Raw genomic sequence first — 18445 nt, 5'->3', positions numbered from 1 at the left:
GGGAGTCACGAGCCGCCACAGCGGCTGGTTCAGGTCAGACCCGAAAGTCGACAGTGAACTCCCTTCCCGCCCGGTTATTCTGACCAACCCAGGCGCTGCTATGCAAGGGTTGGTGAAGACAAATTCCTACAGACAGTTGATTGAGATAACGCTTGGTGATCGAACCTCCGCTGCGGTCGATGTGCGCGGCGATGCAGTCGTACAGACGGTCACGCCGGTCGGTTGTCAAGGCCCGGTGGCCTGAGTACGACGACAGAAGTTCGAGGTATTCGGCGGTGGTGTAGGTCGCGTCCCAGACATATTTGCCGAACTGCACGGACTCGAACAGACCGGTCTTCGCCAGCCCTTCCGGGTCTGGTGGTACGTCGTCCGCCGCCATCATCCGGTCCGCCGCAGGGTCGTCGGTGAACTTGTCGTAGCAGGCCTGGACGTCGGCGAAGAGCTGCTCCGAGCCACCGGCGACGTGGCGGGTGGAGACCACCGCCAGTGCGCCGCCCGGCTTCAGTAGCTGCACGCATCGTGCGACGCGGGTCGCGGGGTCGAGCCAGTGGAACGCCGTGGCGGAGACGACCAGGTCGTACTCCGCTGTCGGCAACTCCCAGGTGTCGAAGTCCGCGGCGATCACCTCGACCGTCGGGTACTTCCGCCGGAGAACCTCCGCGAGCCCGGGACTGAGTTCAAGAGCGGTGACGCCCCACCCCCGTTCGACCATGGCGCCAGTCGCCTGGCCGGTGCCGGGGCCGATTTCGAGCACGCGTTGAGGGGACCCGACCTGCCGCGCGAGATCTTGGAAGAGCTCGCGCGGGTAGGTCGGGCGGACGCGGTCGTAGAGTTCGGCGTCCTCGCCGAAGGTGTGTCTCAGGGTCTGTCGGGTCACCCGTCCAATGCTGCCCGGCCGGCTTCCAGGCGGGCTACTGGAATACGGAACGGCGAGCAGGAGACGTAGTCGAGACCTGCCTCGTGGAAGAAGTGGATGCTGTCGGGGTCGCCGCCGTGTTCGCCGCAGACGCCTACCTTGAGGTCGGGCTTGGTCGCGCGGCCGCGTTCGACACCAGTACGAACCAAGGAGCCGACGCCCTCACGGTCGATCGACTCGAACGGCGACACCGCGAAGATCCCCTTCTCCAGGTACCGGGAGAAGAACGCCCCCTCGACGTCGTCGCGGCTGAAGCCCCACGTGGTCTGGGTCAGGTCGTTGGTACCGAACGAGAAGAAGTCGGCGGCCTCCGCGATCTGGTCCGCGATCACCGCGGCCCGCGGCAACTCGATCATCGTGCCGATCGGAATCTCCCCGTCGAGCCCGACTTCCGCGAGCACCCGAGTCACCTCGTCCCGCGCCAGATGCAACTCCTGTACGGCGCCGACCAGCGGAATCATGATCTCCGGCCGCGGGTCCTTCCCCTGTTCCCGCAACTCGACGGCCGCCGAAGCGATCGCCCGCACCTGCATCGCGAACAGCCCGGGAATCACCAGCCCGAGCCGCACCCCGCGCAACCCGAGCATCGGGTTCTGCTCGTGCAGCCGTTCGACCGCCGCGAGCAGCTTCTCGTCGTGATTCGACGACGAACCGCGCTCGCGCGCCACCGCGACCTTCACCGCGAGCTCCTCCATCGACGGCAGGAACTCGTGCAGCGGCGGGTCGATCAGCCGGATCGTCACCGGCAGCCCGTCCATCGCGTCCAGCAGCTCCAGGAAATCCCCACGCTGCAACGGTTCCAGCTCAGCGAGCGCCGCTTCCCGGTCCGCGTCGTTGTCCGCGAGGATCAACCGCTCCACCGACTCCCGCCGCTCGCCGAGGAACATGTGTTCGGTGCGGCACAGCCCGATCCCCTCGGCCCCGAACCGCCGCGCCCGGGCCGCGTCGTCCGCGGTGTCGGCATTGGTCCGTACGCCGAGCCGCCGTACGTCGTCCGCGCGCGTGATCAACCGGTGCACCGACGCGACCAGCTCATCGCCCGCGTCCGGAGCGAGCGTGCCCTCGAAGTACTGCACGACCGGCGACGGTACGACCGGTACCTCACCCCGGAACACCTCGCCGGTGGTGCCGTCGATCGAGATCGTCTCACCCGCCTCGATCACCGTGCCGTTCACCTTGATGGTGCCCTGGACAACGTTCACGTCGAGCTCTTCGGCGCCGCAGACACAGGTCTTGCCCATGCCGCGGGCAACCACCGCCGCGTGCGAGGTCTTGCCGCCGCGGCTGGTCAGGATGCCCTGCGCGGCGATCATCCCGTGCAGGTCGTCCGGGTTCGTCTCCCGCCGTACCAGGATCACCTTCTCGCCGCGCTCGGCGGCCTCGACCGCGGCCGCCGACGTGAACACGACCTGCCCTGACGCCGCGCCCGGCGAGGCACCGATCGCCTTGGTGATCAAGTCCTTCGAGGCGTCCGCGTCGAACCGCGGGAACATCAGCTGCGCGAGCTGCGCACCCTTGACCCGCTTGAGCGCCTCGTCGGTGTCGATCACGCCCTCGTCGACCAGGCTGGTCGCGATCCGGAACGCCGCCGCCGCGGTCCGCTTGCCCACCCGGGTCTGCAGCATCCACAGCTTTCCGCGTTCGACCGTGAACTCGATGTCGCACAGGTCGCGGTAGTGCCCTTCGAGCGTGTCCATGATGTTCATCAGGTCGTCGTACGACGTCTTGTCGAGCTGCTCGAGATCCGCGAGCGGGACCGTGTTGCGGATGCCCGCGACGACGTCCTCGCCCTGCGCGTTCTGCAGGTAGTCGCCGTACACGCCGGGCTGGCCGGTGGACGGATCGCGGGTGAACGCGACGCCGGTCCCGGAGTCCATGCCGAGGTTGCCGAACACCATCGAGCAGATGTTGACCGCCGTGCCGAGGTCGGCGGGGATCCGTTCCTGGCGGCGGTACAGGATCGCGCGGTCCGCGTTCCAGGACCGGAACACGGCCTCCATCGCGAGGTCCATCTGGGTCCGCGGGTCCTGCGGGAACTCGCCTCCGGTGTGCTCCAGCACCGCCTGCTTGAAGGTCTCGACGAGCGCGCGCAGGTCGTCCGCGTCCAGGTCGAGGTCGTTGCGCGTGCCCTTCGCCTGTTTCGATGCCTCGATCGCGTCCTCGAAGACGTCGCCGTCCATGCCGAGCACGGTCTTGCCGAACATCTGGATCAGCCGGCGGTACGCGTCCCAGGCGAACCGCGGGTTGCCCGACTGGTGCGCGAGCCCGTTCACCGAGTCGTCGTTCAGGCCTACGTTCAGCACCGTCTCCATCATCCCGGGCATCGACACGGCGGCGCCGGAACGGACCGAGACGAGCAGCGGGTCATCCGCCTGACCGAGCTTCTTGCCCATCTTCCGCTCGAGCAGGTGCACGTGGTGGTCGATCTCGTCGGCCAGCTCGGCCGGCACCGCGCCGGTCTCGAGGTACGCACGGCAGGCGTCGGCGGTGATGGTGAATCCGGGTGGTACCGGCAGGCCGAGATTGGTCATCTCGGCCAGGTTCGCCCCCTTGCCGCCGAGGAGCTCTTTCATGTCCTTGTTGCCTTCGGCGAAGTCGTACACGAGTTTCGGCACGGTCACTCCCTGGGGTGCAGGCGGGTGTTCTCAGGCGCGGGAAGGTGACCCGCTGGCCCATCGACATCGGCGGCGGGGGCTTGCTTTCAGAGTAAGCCAGAAAACCAGTCCAGTTGAACACTGGTCTCACTATGCCGACGTGACCCTCCCCACAACCAGAAGGCCGGAAAACCCTTACAGCATTGACAACGCGAGACAATCGTCCGGTTTCCCACCGAAACGCAGAAGGAGGGTGTTACCCGCCTTTTCGACGGATAACACCCTCCTTCTCAGACTGCTACAGCTTTCGTCTGGTCCGCAGGTAGTCGCCGACAACGGCGGCTCCGAGGCCATCCGCGTCCGGTGCCACGACCCGCCCGCCGCTGCGCCGGGCGAGCAGGTCGACGAACGCGTTCAGCCGCGGATCGTCGCCGAGCCGGAAGACGGTCAGCGAGGCACCGAGCTTGGCCAGCCGGTCGACCTCGAAGATCGTCTTGCGCAGCGTGGCCGGCTCCGGCGGGTACGAGAACTCCGCCGTGCCGTCCGGCTCCAGGTGGGCGGTCGGCTCGCCGTCGGTGACCATCAGTACGACGGGTTGCGCGTCCGGGTGCCGCCGCAGGTGCCGGCCCGCGAGCAGCAGCGCGTGGTGCGCGTTGGTGCCCTGCTCCCAGGTGCCTTCCATGCCGATCAGCTGCGGCAGCTCCACGACCCCGGCGTACCGGCCGAAGGTGATCAGCTGCAGCGCGTCGTTGCGGTACCGGGTCGAGATCAGCTGGTGCAGTGCGAGCGCCGTCCGCTTCATCGGCAGCCAGCGGCCCTCCTGCACCATCGACCAGGACGTGTCGACGAGCAGCGCGACCGCGGCCCGGGCCCGGTGCTCGGTCTCCGCGATCTCCACATCGGCCACGTCGAGCTTCACGCCGCCACCGCCGCGGTGAGCGGTCCGCAGTACGGCGTTGCGTACCGTCCGCGGAACGTCCCACGGCTGGGTGTCCCCGAACTGCCACGGCCGGCTCGAACCGCTCAGCTCCCCGGCCGCACCGGCATTGGCGGCGTCCCGCTCACCGGATCCGCGCGCGGTCCGCAGTACGTCGGCCAACGCCGTCTGACCGAGCTGCCGGAGCGCCTTCGGCGACAGCTGCAGCGAGCCGTCCGGCGCCCGCTCGATCAGGCCCTGATCACGCAGTTGCCGTTCCAGTTCGGACAGCCGGCGTGCGTCGACCGTCGCCTCGTCGCCGAGCTGACGGGTGAGTGCGTCCAGGTCGATGTCCTCCAGCCGCGCCCCGGGATAGGACTGCGCGAGTTGCTCGGCCAGCGCATCCAGCTCGGCCAGATCGGACATCGCCTGCGCGCCCTCGGCGAGCCCGAGCGGATCGTCACCGCTCATCCGCTCCGAGGAGTACCAGTCCTCTCCCGGCCGCAATGCCTGCAGTTGCGCGTCGAGCTGGGACAGCTGCTGGGACAACTGCGCGTTGCCGAACGCCTGCTGCGAGAGCTCCATCAGCTCGGCGCGCTGCTCGGGAGTCATCGAGTTCAGCATCCGCTGCGCCGCGGCGGCCCGCTGCGCGAGCGCGTCGATGAGTTCCGCGACGTTCTGCGGATTCTCCGGGAAGAACTCGCCGTGCTTGGCCATGAACTCGTCGAACAGCTGCGGTACGTCGGGTCGCCCTTGCGCGTGCGCCGCGAGCAGCGCGTTCAGGTCCGTGAGCATCTCGTTGATCCGCTCGACGTCCTCGGGCGTGGTCTGCTGCAGCGCCTCCTTCATGCCCTCGAACCGCGACCCGAGCAGCTCGCGCCCGAGCAGTTCGCGGATCTCCTCGTACTTCTGCCGGGCCTCCGACGACTCCCACTGGTAGTTGGCCAGCTCCCGGACGGCGGCCGCCGTACCGGACGGCAGCGCGTCGAGCTCGGCCTCCTTGAAGCGGGCGTCGTCGGACGGGTTCGGGAACAGCTCGCGCCGCTCGGCCTCGAGTGCTTCGTCGAGCAGCCGCTGGACGTCCTGGAGCGTGCCGTCGAGGTTGTGCCGCCGCTGGATCTCGCGGCGGCGCTCCCACAACCGGCGGGTCAGGTCGTCCAGCCCCTGGGTGTTCCGGGTGCCGCGCCGGAGCAGTTCCTCCAGCGCGGACCGCGGCGACGACCCGTTCATCACGTCCCGGCCGATCTCGTCCAGCGCGTCCCGCAGGTCCGCGGGCGGCCGGAGCGGATCCGGCCCGTCGTGCCACGGCCCGTACGACCAGCCTTCAGGGATGCCGGTCATGGGGCCTCCCGGTCTGGACTGAGGAGCGGAGGGAGCGCAGCGACCGGAGCGACGAGGGAAGACCGGGAGTTCGAGCCCCATGACCCGCCGCGACGGAGTCGCGGCCTCAGTACAGTCATGGTCAGGCTCCGTACACCGTGGTGTCGTCGTCGGCGTCCTTGGCCACCCGTTTCGACAGGTAGAGCATCTCCAGGGCGAGTTCGACGGCGGCGGCGATCCGGCCCGGTGAGTCGTCGGCGTCCACGCCGGCCCGGGCGGCGACGTCGTGCAGTACCGGCAGCTCGGGCAGCGCCGACAGCACCTCACGACCGGGTACCCGCTCCCCGGTCGTCACAAGGTTGCCGTCGGCAACCGCATGGGCGAGCGGGGTCAGGTCGAGCCCGGCGAACCGCTCGCGCGCGGTGTCGGCCACCGAACGCCGCAGCAGGTACTCGAGCAGCTCGATCTCGCGGCCTTCCTCACCCGGCTCGAACTCGAGCTTGCCCCGCAGGACGGCGGGCACGGCCTCGAGGTCGACCGGTCGAGCGACGGCCGGCTCCTCGCCGGTGATCGCGGAACGGCGTAATGCGGCGGCGGCGATCGTCTCGGCCGCGGCGACCGCGAACCGGGCGGAGACGCCGGACCGCTGGTCGATCGACGTCGACTCGCGCAGGTGCCGGACGAACCGGGCCAGTACCTCCAGCAACGGCTCGCCGACCTCGGCGGTGAACTCGGCCTCCTGCCGGATCACGTCCACCTCGGCGTCGATGTCGAGCGGGTAGTGGGTCCGGACCTCGGCGCCGAACCGGTCCTTCAGCGGGGTGATGATCCGGCCGCGGTTGGTGTAGTCCTCGGGGTTGGCCGTTGCCACCAGCAACACGTCGAGCGGCAGCCGGAGCGTGTACCCGCGGACCTGGATGTCGCGCTCCTCCATCACGTTCAGCAACGCGACCTGGATCCGCTCGGCCAGGTCCGGGAGCTCGTTGATCGCGACGATGCCGCGGTGCGCCCGCGGTACCAGCCCGAAGTGGATGGTCTCCGGGTCGCCGAGACTGCGGCCCTCGGCAACCTTCACCGGGTCGACGTCGCCGATCAGGTCGCCGACACTCGTGTCCGGCGTCGCGAGCTTCTCGGCGTACCGCAGGTCGCGGTGCAGCCACGCGACCGGGAGGTCGTCGCCGAGTTCGGCGGCGCGTCGGCGCGAGGCAGGCGTGATGGGGTCGAGCGGGTGCTCGGGGAGTTCGGCGCCCTCGATCACCGGGGTCCACTCGTCGAGCAGGCCGACCAGGGTGCGGAGGAGGCGGGTCTTGCCCTGACCGCGCTCACCGAGCAGTACGACGTCGTGGCCCGCGAGCAGGGCGCGTTCGAGTTGCGGAATCACCGTCCGGGTGAATCCGACGATGCCGGGCCACGGATCCCGCCCGGCGCGGAGTTCTTTCAGCAGGTTGTCACGGATCTCGGCCTTGATCGACCGAGGAAGGTATCCGGCGGCCCGGAGGTCACCGGCCTTACGCGGAAGTTCAGCAGGTGCACTAGTCACTTTGACGACGTTAGCTCGGTCACCCCAATGTGCACCTTGTTTATCTCAGTTTCTGTCACCGCCTGGGCGTCACTCGGCCGGAGGTGAAGACGTAGGTCGGCGTGAAGGTGACCGGAACCCACGGGTCGTCCGGGGAGTAGCGGGTGACGAAATGGTTCCCGTCCAGCGGTTCGGTGGGCAGCAGTTCGTACTCGTGCACCGGCTCCTCGGCGAATGCGAGCCGGTCCCCCGTCGCGCTCTCCACCATGATCAGGCGGTCGTCGCGGAGGTTGACGTCCATCCGGACACTTGCCCGCTCGTACCGGCCGGTGTGGCGGTCGTCGACCGGTGCGTCGGCCGGCTGCGGCGCCGCGGGGTGCGCGACCCCGGCGTACTCCGTGAACACCTCGGAGGCGAGCGGTTCGAACAGGCGGGTGCCGTTGCCGGAGTTCGTCAGCAGACACATGATCAGCCGGGCTTCCGGGTCGATCCGGAGGAACGCGAGCTGCGAGATCGTCGACCCGTCGTGCCCGAACAGCCGCCTGCCGCTCCAGTCGTAGATGCGCCAGGTCAGTCCGAGGTCGACGAACCCACCGATGCCGGCCGCGTACGGTACCTGCGGCTCCTGCATCGCGGCATAATGCTCGTCGGTCAGGTGCAGTTTGGCGTACTCCAGCAGGTCCGCGGCGCTCGCCGTGATCGTCCCGGCGGGGCCGATGCTGCGCGGGAGCTGCCAGGTCTTCACCCGGGACCCGTCAGCGGCGGTGTGACCGACCGCGGCGTTGAGCAGGATCGCCTCTTCCGGGAGAGTCACGGTGTGTTGCAGACCGAGCGGCTCGATCAGACGGGCCCTGAGCGACTCGTCCCAGGTGTGGCCGTCGAGTACTTCGATCAGGCGACCGAGCAGGACGAACCCGGCGTTGCAGTACGAGTACGCCGTACCTGGTTCGAAGAGCTGGTCGACGTCCGCGAGCAGTGCGACGTACCGCTGCAGGCAGTCGTCGCCGCGGCCGGTGTCGGTGAACAGGTCGCCGTCGATGCCGCTGGTGTGCGTGAGCAGCTGACGGATCGTGACCCGCGGGTCGACCGGTGCCTCAGGCAACAGTTTCACGATCGGGTCGTCCAGGCCGAGGCGGCCCTCCGCAGCCAGTTGGACGATCATCGACGCGGTCCACGACTTGCTGATCGAGCCGAGCTGGAACAGCGAGTCGGCGGTGACCGCTGTTTGGGTGGTGCGGTTCAGGACGCCGTACGGCGCGATCGTCGTGTCGCCGTCGTACCAGATCCCGAGCACCGCACCGGTGACGTCAGCCGCCACCGCCAACTCTTGCAACCGCGCAGACCAGTCAGACATGCGCCCAACCTACTTCCGACTGGTGCGGAGGGTGGCAAGCGGTTACTTGCCGAAGGACTCCAGGGCTGTGCGGATGTCTTTCCAGGCGGTCGTTTCGTCGAGGCCCTGGTCGAGGAGGATTTTGGTTGCGATGCCGGCCTGGTCTCGGTAGAAGGCCAACAGGAGGTGCTCGGTGCCGACGTAGTTGTGGCCGAGGGTGAGGGCCTCGCCGGCGGCGCCCTGGAGGACGTGGGCGGCGCGGCGGGTGTACGGCGGGTTCTCGGCGTCGAGGGTCAGCGGCTCGCCGGTCCGCTCACGGGCGGGGCTCTGAGTGTCGACGGCGGCACGGACCGAGTCCTCGGTGATGCCGTGGGCGACCAGGATCTTGGTCGCGATCGAGTCGGGTTCCTTGTACAGCGCGAGGAGCAGGTGCTCCGTGCCGACGAAATCGTGGTTGCGCTCGGCGGCGACCCCGGCGGCCGCTTGTACGACGGCCATCGCTCGCTGGGTGTACCGCTCGAAGGCCGGGCGCGCGGTCCAGGAGTCGGCGAAGCGTTTGTGGGCGGCCTGTTTGCTGACGCCGAGGACGGCGCTGATCTCCACCCAGGACTTCCCGGCACCGCGGGCGCGGTCGACGAAGAAACCGAGGGCTGCGTCGCTCGTGGTGGTCAGGTCGTTGATCGTTGCTGCCGCGGTCGCGAGCTGCGCGAGCTCGTCGTCACTACCGGCGTCGGCCTTGATCGTGTTGATGAGCTGCTGCAAGTCAGGTCCAGGAGTCATGTCGTCAACCTTAGGTTGACGATCGGGCTTCGTCAACCCTGGGTTGACGGGCTAGGGTGTCGCCATGGACGGCATTCCGGACGTGATCGCGCCAGGCTTGCGGGTGTTGTTCTGCGGCATCAACCCGGGGCTGATGTCGGCGGCGACCGGGCATCACTTCGCGCGGCCCGGGAACCGGTTCTGGCCGGCGCTGTACCTCAGCGGTTTCACGCCCCGACAGCTCAAGCCGGCCGAACAGCAGGAACTGCTGGACTACCGGCTCGGGATCACCAACGTCGTCGACCGGCCGTCCGCGAAGGCCGCCGAGTTGTCGCGCGCCGAGTTCCTCGCCGGCGGGGAGAACCTGGTGAAGAAGGTGCTCGACGTTCAGCCGGAGTGGCTGGCGGTGCTCGGCGTCACGGCGTACCGAGATGCTTTCGGCGACCGTACGGCGGCAGTGGGCAAGCAGGCTCGCACCATCGGAACGACCCGCGTCTGGGTGCTACCGAACCCGAGCGGCCTGAATGCCCACTACACGTTGCCGAAGCTCGCCGAGGCGTTCGCGGAGCTGGAACGGGTCAGCCGAGCTGGTTGATCGCCTTGCGCAGCGCCGCGCTGACACCAGACCCTACGTCGCTGGCTTGTCCTGCGGGGCCGCGTCGGTTTCGGCTTGCGCCTCGCGGGCGCGTTTGCGGCGTTTGCCTTCGTGCATGGCGGCGACTCGGGCCACCGGGATCGCGCGACCTTCCTCCAGTACGTCCTCGGGGATCTGCTGCGGCGCCGGCAGCGCGTCGGCCCATGGATCGCGGTCGCCGAGCAGACCAGGCGCCGTACGTACGGTGAAGTCCCGCGGCGACACGCTCTCCAAGTCGTCCCAGCTCACCGGGAACGACACCGTCGTACCGGGCCGGACGCGCGGGCTGTACGCCGCTACCACCGTCGCCCCACCCGACCGTGTCGAGTCGACGAACACCTTCCCGTGCCGATCCTCCTTGATGTACGCCGTCGTCGCGACCGACGGATCCAGCTTCTCCGCCCGCGCCGCGATCGCCCGCGTCGCCGCCGCCGCGTCCTCGATCGTCACCGTGTCGGCAATCGGAACGATGACGTGCACACCCTTCGCACCACTGGTCTTCACCGCGCCGGCCAACCCGGAGTCGGTCAACGCCTGCCGTACCAGCAACACCGCCTGCACGGCCATCGCGAAGGTCTCGCCCTCGGGCGGGTCGAGATCGAGCACCAGATGCGTCACGCGATCCCACCGGCCGGCGCGCATCAGCGTCGGGTGGTACTCGACCGCGCGCTGATTCGCGAACCACAGCAACGTCCGCCGGTCGTCGCACAAGGCGTACGACACCTCGCGCTTGGACGCCTCCGCCCACACCTGCACGGTCTTCACCCATTCAGGCGTGTACTTCGGAACGTTCTTCTGCATGAACTTCGGCTGCCCCGGCCGAATCCGCACCACCGACAACGGCCGCTCCCGCAACTCAGGCAGGATCCGTCCGTGCACCGCATCCAGATAGTCGACCAGGTCCCGCTTGGTCGCCTCCGCCCCGTCGAACAACGGCTGATCCAGATTGGTCAGATCAACCCCGTCGCGCGTCTCATCCGGCTTGCTCGCCATCCCCCGAGCTTAGAACCCTCCCCGTTCCCCGCCCGGGATCCGGCGAGTTTCTCTGCCTTTCGATTCACGCCGAATCGCATTGACACCCGGGAGCGGCGACGATAGGAGTTCAGGGGTGGCCACGCCCGAGTCGTACCTCGAACGCCTGCCCGTTCCGGGGCTGCGCGGCGTCGTACGGACGGTGTGGATCCAGCGGATCGGCGGGACCGATCACGTCCATCGGCATCTGCCCAGCGGCGGCGTCGAGATCCACTTCCCGATCGGCGGACGGCCGCGGCTGCTCGGCCCGTTGACCAGGCCGGCGCACGAGGTCATCCCGGCCGGGACGACGCTGGTCGGCGTACGTTTCCGTCCGGGCACCGCGCCGCCGCTGCCGGCTGCGCTGGACGAGTTGGTGGATCAGCATCTGGGGCTGACGGACCTGTGGGGACACACCGCGGACCGTCTCGTCGACGGACTCGCGCGGGCGACGTCGCCGGAGCGGGCGTTGCTCTACCTCCAGGCTCAACTACTGAACGAGTTCCGCCGATCGGAGCGGTCGGACCCGCTGGTACGGGCGGCCGTGCGAGCCCTGATGCCTTGGCGGCCGGTGTCGATCGACTCGCTCGCCGCGACGCTGGCGCTGTCGTCGAGCCAGCTGCGGCGCCGCTGCCTGCACGCGGTAGGGACCACGCCCAAGGTGCTGCAGCGGACCCTGCGCTTCCAGGGCTTTCTCGCTTTGGCGCAGGCCGGTGCGACACCGTCCGGACGGCGCGGGGTGGACGGTACCGCAGGGCTGGCGATCGATGCCGGGTACGCCGATCAGGCGCACCTCAGCCGGGAGTGCCTGCGACTGACCGGGCTGACGCCTACCCAGTTGCTCGGCGAGAACCTCGACCGGTGCGGCTGCGACCACGACCACTCCGGGTCGTACGTGCCGTTCCTGGCCGGGATGCACGATTCGTTCAAGAACCCGGTGGTGGCTCGCTCCTAGTCTCGCGGCATGATTCCGCGTTCGATGCACCTCCCGCAGCAGGTCCGGCGACCTCGGACGGTCGCGGAGGTTGTCGCAGCTGTCAGGAATGCCCGCCGTTCGAACGCCCGTCTGGTACCGCGCGGGGGCGGACATTGCTTTGCCGATCGCGTGTCGACCGCAGACGTCATCCTCGAACTGAAGGCCCTCGACGCGATCACGGTCGCCTCGAACGGCGTTGTAGAGCTCGGCGCCGGCGTCGTTCTCGGCACGCTGTACCCGGCGCTCGAGGCGGCCGGGCGCGCGATCCCGGCCGGTTGCGGTCCCACAGTGGGGATCGCCGGCCTGACCCTGGGCGGTGGAATCGGCCTCCTCGGCCGGATGTACGGCCTCACGTGCGATCGTCTGCTGGGGGCGCAGGTCGTTCTCGCGGACGGAACCGTGGTCGACTGCGACGACTCGCACGAGCCGGACCTGTTCTGGGCTCTCCGCGGCGCCGGCGGCGGTCAGTTCGGCATCGTCACCGCTCTCCGCTTCGAGACTGTGCCGGCTCCCGAGCTGACCCGCGTCACAGCCAGCTGGGCGGTCGACGACGCCGAGCAACTGGTCGCCGCCTGGCAAGCCTGGTCCCCCGAAACCCCGGACGAACTGACCATCAACCTCACCATCACCGCCGTCAATCCACCCGGCCGCCCGCAAGCGTCGCTTGGCGGCGGTGGGCCGCAGTCGCCCGCTTCCCCCCGACCGCTCCAGGCGGTTGTCGTGGGTGCTTCTCTCCTCGGAGAACGTGCGACTCGCGGGCTGGTGCGGGAACTGGCTGAGCTGGCCGGCGACGACATCCCGTTCGAGGTGCGTGGCGGGATGCGGCTCCCGGAGCTCAAGCAGAGCTTCAACGGTCCGGCCGATGATGCCCGAATCCGATCGGAGTTCTTCGACCGCTCGCTGTCGGACCCCGTGCTGGCCGAGTTGCTCCAGCGGTTGAAAGGGCGGGCGTCGGGGCGGTTGTCGTTCACTGCGATGGGTGGGGCGTACAACCGGGTCTCCTCCGACGCGACGGCGTTCGCGCATCGCGGCGTACGGTTTCTGCTCGAACATGCCGGTACGCCGGACTGGGTCGACGCCTCGTGGGCCGTCGCACACCGGGACGGCTCCGGGCGGGTCTACCCGAACTTCCCGGATCCAGCGCTGGCCGACGGGCCTTCGGCTTACCACGGTGTGAATCTCTCCCGGTTGCGCGCGGTGAAACAGGCCTACGACCCGGATCGCTTCTTCGACTTCCCGCAAGCACTCTGAAGGAGACATCTCATGAGCAAGGCAGAAGTAGCGCTCGCCACGCCTGGAGACGGCGCGGTCACCGTCGCGTCGGGGGCCGGGCTCGGCGACGAGATAGTACTGACGCACCTGCGTTATGAGGCGGTCCGATGATCGTCGTCACCGGCGGTCTCGGCATGATCGGCGCCCATACCGCACGTGCCCTGGTGGATCTCGGCCAGGAGGTCGTCGTCACGGCGTACCGGCGTACCGACGTACCGTCGTTCCTCGCGGGCCGCGTGGCCGTGGAGACTCTGGACGTCACCGATCGCGAGGAATTCTTTGCCTTGGGCAAGCGGTACCCGGTGAGCGACATCGTGCACCTGGCCGGCACCATCCCCGGCGAGGATCCGGTCTCGTTCTTCCGGACCGACCTGACCGGCCTGCTGAACGCGCTGGACGCGGCCCGGACCTGGGGCGTACGGCGTTTCGCTGTCGCCAGCAGCATCGGCAACTACATCGGTCAGCCGGAAACTCCTTGGCACGAAGGCCTTCCGCTCCCAGCCGTGGACCTGCCGCACCTGATCATCGCGTTCAAGAAAGCCGTCGAGCCGATCACCACCCACAGCCTGCAGGGCACAGGTACCGAGCCCGTGCTGCTCCGGATCGGGAGTACGTGGGGACCGCTGATGGATCCGGAGTCCGCGTTCAGCCCGATGCCGCCGTACGTGAGCGCGGTCCTGCGTGGCGAAACTCCCGGTCCGCTGAACGCCGACGACGGCGGCGACTGCTGCTATGCCCCGGACGCCGGGCGTGCGATCGCGTTGCTGACAACGGCTTCGTCACTGCCGCACACCATTTACAACGTGTCCAGCGGACAGCCCGTGACCCACCGTGCGTTCGCCGAGGCGGTTCGGGCTGCGCGTCCCGACGCTGCGCTGGCCGTCGTACCGGGTGGTCAGCAGAATCCGCACTTGGACATCAGCCGTCTGACGGCCGACACCGGGTTCACTCCTGCCTTCGACATCACCAGAGCCGTCGCCGACTACATCACCTGGCGTACCACCAATCCCCGCTGAGGAGACCGCACCATGCTGGAACCCGCCGTACGCGAAGCCCTCGATGCCGCGTCCTTCGGTCATCTCGCCACCATCGGCCCGGACGGCGCTCCGCACAGCGCTCCCGTCTACGTTGCGGCCCGCGGCGAACAGGTCGTCTTCTTCACCGGCCCGCAGACCCGCAAGGGCCGCAACATCCGACGCGATCCACGCGTCGCGCTCTCGATCGTCCCAGCCGCCAAGTGGTTCGAGCCGATCGTGATCCGCGGCCAGGTCGTCGATCAGATCGAAGGCGACGCCGCCTGGGAGATCATCGACACCATCGCCGCCAAGTACACCGACCAGCCGTACCCCCACGACGACCCGCGCACCGTCTACGTCATCGACCCCACCGTCCAGAGGGTCGGCATGAGCTGACCCTTCTGGTGCTTGGATGTAACGGTGGCGGCCAGACTGATCGTGTTGTGCGGAACGTCGTTCTCCGGGAAGAGCACGGTTGCCCGGGAGTTGGCCCGCCGATTGCCGGCGCAAGTCGTCAGCATGGACGAAATCAACGACCGCCGCGGCCTGTGGGGCGGAGCCGGCATCCCGCTGGAAGAATGGAGCCGGACGTTTCAGCAGGCGCAGACCGAGGCCCTCGAGCTGCTTTCGTCCGGCACGCCGGTGATCGTGGACGACACAAGCTCCCCACGATTCCTCCGCGACGCCTGGCGTGAGCTGGCAGCCGGGGTCGGGGCTGAATTCATCCTGGTGTACGTCGAGACGGACGAGACAACAGTCCGCGCCCGCCGAGACCAGAACCGAATCACTCACTCACGCCGCGACGTAACCGACACCGTCCTGAACCACCACCTCTCCACCTTCGAACCCCCTGCGGCGGATGAAGGGGCCCTGTCTGTTGAACAGATACGAGCTATCGGGCGGTAGCGAGCACTTGTCTGTTGTCGCCGACCTCGTGATCGACCTGGCCGACCACTCGAACCTCGACACAGCGCGTGCCACGAGCGGCAATCTCGGCGGTCTGTGGCTCTCGCGGTACAGCTACTTCTCGTCCGGCCGCGACGCCAATCTGGAAGGCGAACACAGCATTCGCCTCCACCACACCGGCAGCAGGCTCCACGGCACCAACGATCACGCCGACGGCGAATCACGACTCACACTCGATCTGTCTGTCGCCGGAGCCATAGCCACCGGAACCTGGAAAGAACGAACAGCCCCCACCGGCTACTATCGCGGCGCCGTCTACCACGGCACCATCCAACTGGTCGTCAGCCCCCACGCCCGAAACATGAACGGCCGCTGGCTCGGCTTCGGCAAGAACTTTGTCGTCAACTCGGGCGACTGGCACCTGGAGTGGCTGGAAGCCTAGGCGACGTCCGGCACCTCGCCGGACCCGCTGATCACCGCCACGATCCTCGCACCACGCGGGAATGCGCCACGCGCGACCTGGTCGAACAGCGCGTACATCATCTTCGCCTCGTACACCCGGTCCAACCGCACACCGTGCCGCATCTCGAAGCCCTCGATGAACTCATCGAGCTCAGACGTCCGCTTCGCGTAACCCCCGAAGTGGTAATCGCACTCCAGTCGCCACGACCCTGCACGCGCGCCGTACACCTGCTCCTGCAGCTGAACGATCTCGCCTTCCAGGAACGCGCCACCCTTCAGTACCGGCACCCCCACCGCCGACTGATCCGGCCGCAGACCAGCGGCTACACCAGCGAGCGTTCCTCCGGTCCCGACCGCGCAGAACACGACATCGACGGACGCATCCAACTCCGCCGGCAACTCCGCACATCCCCGGACCGCATCGGCGTTACTGCCGCCCTCCGGAATCAGGTAGAACTCGCCGAACTCCTCATGCAGCGCATCGATCGCAGCATTCGACGTCTTCGCTCGGTACATCGTGCGATCCAGATATGTCAGCCGCATGCCACGCGACACGGCGTACCGAAGCGACGGATTCAACGGCAGGTGTTCCTCACCGCGGATCACCCCGATCGTCGTGAAACCGCAGTACGCCCCTACCGCGGCTGTGGCCCTGATGTGGTTCGAGTACGCGCCGCCGAAGGTCAGTAAAGTCTCGAACCCGAGCTCCCGAGCAGTCGCGATGTTGTACTTCAACTTCCGCCACTTGTTCCCAGGCACTTCCGGATGAATCAGGTCGTCCCGCTTCAGCACAACCCGCACTCCCGCCGCCGCCAACCGGTCGTCCTCAATCTCGACAACCGGCGACGGCAATCGAAGCTCCGCGATCAGTCCATCCTCCACCCCGCCAGCATGACAGGTCCCCTACGCAGGTGCTTCGCGCGCGTGGCGGTAGCACGCCGCCGGAGGCGGCCAATGGACAGTCGCCGCCGCAGGCGGTGTCGTTTGGGCGGTGGTGGGGTCAGCCGCCGGAGACGCCTAGTTCGGCTTCGGCGAGGTTGGCGGTTAGGCCGTCCGTGTCGTCGAGCCAGCCTTGGGGGAGGATGATGTGGTCGCGGGGGCTGCCTTGGCGGCCGCGGGGGGCGCCCAGTTCGGCTACCGGGAACGGGACTGTGGGGTCCAGTTGGGACAGCAGTTCGTCGAGGTGGGCGAGGGTGTCGACCATGCCCAGGGCGGCGCGGAGTTCGCCGCCGGCCGGGAAGCCCTTCAGGTACCACGAGACGTGCTTGCGGAAGTCGCGCAGCCCGCGCTGTTCGCCCATCAGTTCGGCCAGCAGCTCGCCGTGCCGGCGCATCACCGCAGCGACTTCGCCGAGGGTCGGCAGCTCCAGGACCTCCTCGCCGGCGAAGGCGGCAGCGAGATCGCGGAACAACCACGGCCGCCCGAGGCACCCGCGCCCGACGATCACCCCGGCGCATCCAGTCTCCGCGACCATCCGCAGAGCGTCGCCCGCCTCCCAGATGTCGCCGTTCCCGAGCACGGGGATAGAGACGTGCGAGACCAACTCGGCGATGGTCGACCAGTCCGCCTGACCAGAGTACGCCTGCGCGGCCGTACGCCCGTGCAGCCCGATCGCCGCCGCACCCGACTCCTCCGCGATCCGGCCCGCGTCCAGGTACGTCTGGTGCGACGCGTCGATCCCGATCCGCGTCTTCATCGTCACCGGTACGCCGTACGGTGTCGCGGCCCGCACCGCGGACTGCAGGATCGCGCCGAGCAGGTTGCGCTTCCATGGCAGTGCGGCGCCACCGCCCTTGCGGGTCACCTTCGGCACCGGGCACCCGAAGTTGAGGTCGACGTGCGCAACCCCGTACGAATCACAGAGGATCTGAACAGCACGCCCGATGTACGTCGGGTCGACGCCGTACAGCTGCACCGACCGCACGGTCTCGCGCGGGTCGAACGTCAGCATGTCGAGCGACTTCTGGTCACCCTCGACGATGCCGCGCGAGGTGATCATCTCGCACACGTACAGCCCGGCGCCCTGCTCCGCGCACAGCCGGCGGTACGCCGCGTTCGTGATGCCGGCCATCGGCGCCAGCACCACCGGCGTCTCGATGGTCAGATTGCCCAGTTTCAGCACGTCACGCCTTCTCCACGTGGACCTGGCCGTTGCCGGTGACCGAAGCCTTGTACGGCTGGACCGCGTTCGCGGTCGTGGTCACGTCGCACCCGATCGGCGGTCCGTCGGGTACGACGATACCGATCTCGTCCATGTCGCAGGTCACCTTCGAGGCACCGGCCGCGGTCCGGAGCACCGCATCGATCACCTTGGCGCGGACGATCGCAACCTGCGCCGAAGTGAACTTGTACGACGCGCTGTACTGCTTCGCGTCGACGGTCAGCTTCCCGGTGAAGGACTTCCCGGAGTACGTGACGGTGCAGTCCAACGAGTGCTGTCCGGCGGTCTCGACCGTGTCGATGCCCGGGCACTTCACGGTCGTCTTCGCCGCCCGCCCGGCCGCGATCTGGGTCTGCTTGGAGATCGCGAACGTGATCCGCTCGGCCAACGCAGCGTCGTCGGCCGGCGCACCGGTGACCGCCGGCATCGGCCACGGCTTCGACGGCGTCGGCAGCGGGGTGAGCACGGGTGTCGAAGCGGTGGGGATCGGCGAGCCGACCGCCGGGCTGGACGGGCCACTCGAGCCGGCAGAGGTCGACGGAGACGCGTCCGGCTGGCTGTCCGAACAGGCCGACAGCAGCAACACCCCGAGCACCAATACGCCAAAGGCGGCCAGCCCGGAGCGCCGGCGGTCCCCGGTCAAGAGCATG

Annotated in this window: 17 protein-coding genes; 7 read left to right on the top strand and 10 right to left on the bottom strand. The window is 68.4% G+C overall.

From position 1 onward, the window contains the following. Window positions 1–34 precede the first annotated feature (34 nt). The 6 genes from FB475_RS27610 to FB475_RS27585 all read right to left on the bottom strand — a co-directional run bounded on the left by FB475_RS27610 (window position 35) and on the right by FB475_RS27585 (window position 9378). On the bottom strand, window positions 35–877 hold the full coding sequence (locus tag FB475_RS27610) for a class I SAM-dependent methyltransferase (RefSeq protein WP_202878523.1): 843 nt from the start codon (window positions 875–877) through the stop codon (window positions 35–37). Continuing rightward, window positions 874–3531: a pyruvate, phosphate dikinase gene (ppdK, locus tag FB475_RS27605; RefSeq protein ID WP_141859530.1), complete on the bottom strand. Its 2658-nt coding sequence runs from the start codon at window positions 3529–3531 to the stop codon at window positions 874–876. Before ppdK ends, FB475_RS27610 begins: the two co-directional genes overlap by 4 nt. A gap of 277 nt (window positions 3532–3808) precedes the next feature. Then, entirely contained in the window at window positions 3809–5767 is a 1959-nt protein-coding gene (locus FB475_RS27600) for a vWA domain-containing protein (protein ID WP_141859528.1), read from the bottom strand. A gap of 121 nt (window positions 5768–5888) precedes the next feature. After that, complete coding sequence (locus FB475_RS27595; RefSeq protein WP_141859526.1) at window positions 5889–7286, bottom strand: ATP-binding protein; 1398 nt, start codon at window positions 7284–7286, stop codon at window positions 5889–5891. Between the two features lie 55 nt (window positions 7287–7341). Then, the gene (locus FB475_RS27590; RefSeq protein WP_141859523.1) at window positions 7342–8619 is read right to left on the bottom strand and encodes a serine hydrolase domain-containing protein; all 1278 of its coding nucleotides are present in this window, start codon (window positions 8617–8619) and stop codon (window positions 7342–7344) included. Window positions 8620–8661: 42 nt separating this feature from the next. Continuing rightward, window positions 8662–9378 (bottom strand): Clp protease N-terminal domain-containing protein, encoded by a 717-nt coding sequence (locus FB475_RS27585; protein WP_141859521.1) that lies wholly within the window; start codon window positions 9376–9378, stop codon window positions 8662–8664. A gap of 64 nt (window positions 9379–9442) precedes the next feature. On the opposite strand from FB475_RS27585, the gene mug reads away from it, so the two are divergent. Continuing rightward, a complete protein-coding gene (mug, locus tag FB475_RS27580; RefSeq protein WP_141859519.1) occupies window positions 9443–9952 on the top strand; it encodes a G/U mismatch-specific DNA glycosylase in 510 nt (169 codons plus the stop codon). A 33-nt stretch (window positions 9953–9985) separates the two neighbouring features. On the opposite strand, the gene ligD is transcribed toward mug, so the two are convergent. Next, a complete protein-coding gene (gene ligD, locus FB475_RS27575; RefSeq protein ID WP_141859517.1) occupies window positions 9986–10984 on the bottom strand; it encodes a non-homologous end-joining DNA ligase in 999 nt (332 codons plus the stop codon). Window positions 10985–11099: 115 nt separating this feature from the next. On the opposite strand from ligD, the gene FB475_RS27570 reads away from it, so the two are divergent. From FB475_RS27570 to FB475_RS27545, 6 genes are all read left to right on the top strand, one after another. Then, window positions 11100–11957 (top strand): helix-turn-helix domain-containing protein, encoded by an 858-nt coding sequence (locus FB475_RS27570; protein WP_141859515.1) that lies wholly within the window; start codon window positions 11100–11102, stop codon window positions 11955–11957. A gap of 9 nt (window positions 11958–11966) precedes the next feature. After that, window positions 11967–13229: an FAD-binding protein gene (locus tag FB475_RS27565; RefSeq protein ID WP_141859513.1), complete on the top strand. Its 1263-nt coding sequence runs from the start codon at window positions 11967–11969 to the stop codon at window positions 13227–13229. Between the two features lie 128 nt (window positions 13230–13357). Then, a complete protein-coding gene (locus tag FB475_RS27560) occupies window positions 13358–14266 on the top strand; it encodes an NAD-dependent epimerase/dehydratase family protein (RefSeq protein WP_141859511.1) in 909 nt (302 codons plus the stop codon). Window positions 14267–14278: 12 nt separating this feature from the next. Next, window positions 14279–14662: a PPOX class F420-dependent oxidoreductase gene (locus tag FB475_RS27555; RefSeq protein WP_141859509.1), complete on the top strand. Its 384-nt coding sequence runs from the start codon at window positions 14279–14281 to the stop codon at window positions 14660–14662. A 24-nt stretch (window positions 14663–14686) separates the two neighbouring features. Further along, on the top strand, window positions 14687–15172 hold the full coding sequence (locus FB475_RS27550; RefSeq protein ID WP_141859507.1) for an ATP-binding protein: 486 nt from the start codon (window positions 14687–14689) through the stop codon (window positions 15170–15172). Next, window positions 15144–15614, top strand: a complete 471-nt coding sequence (locus FB475_RS27545; protein ID WP_141859505.1) for a hypothetical protein — start codon at window positions 15144–15146, stop codon at window positions 15612–15614. The genes FB475_RS27550 and FB475_RS27545 overlap by 29 nt, the downstream gene beginning before the upstream one ends. On the opposite strand, the gene FB475_RS27540 is transcribed toward FB475_RS27545, so the two are convergent. The 3 genes from FB475_RS27540 to FB475_RS27530 form a co-directional block, all read right to left on the bottom strand. Next, window positions 15611–16516, bottom strand: a complete 906-nt coding sequence (locus FB475_RS27540) for a 1-aminocyclopropane-1-carboxylate deaminase/D-cysteine desulfhydrase (RefSeq protein WP_141859503.1) — start codon at window positions 16514–16516, stop codon at window positions 15611–15613. The two genes, FB475_RS27545 and FB475_RS27540, sit on opposite strands and share 4 nt — an antisense overlap. 118 nt (window positions 16517–16634) lie before the next feature. Further along, window positions 16635–17756 (bottom strand): tRNA dihydrouridine synthase DusB, encoded by a 1122-nt coding sequence (dusB, locus tag FB475_RS27535; RefSeq protein ID WP_141859501.1) that lies wholly within the window; start codon window positions 17754–17756, stop codon window positions 16635–16637. A 1-nt stretch (window position 17757) separates the two neighbouring features. Beyond that, the gene (locus tag FB475_RS27530; protein WP_238332448.1) at window positions 17758–18444 is read right to left on the bottom strand and encodes a hypothetical protein; all 687 of its coding nucleotides are present in this window, start codon (window positions 18442–18444) and stop codon (window positions 17758–17760) included. Window position 18445 lies beyond the last annotated feature (1 nt).

It is taken from the genome of Kribbella jejuensis, assembly GCF_006715085.1.
Classification (GTDB): domain Bacteria; phylum Actinomycetota; class Actinomycetes; order Propionibacteriales; family Kribbellaceae; genus Kribbella; species Kribbella jejuensis.
The sequence above is the reverse complement of the archived record's forward strand: the minus strand, read 5'-3'. Positions and strand labels throughout refer to the sequence as shown.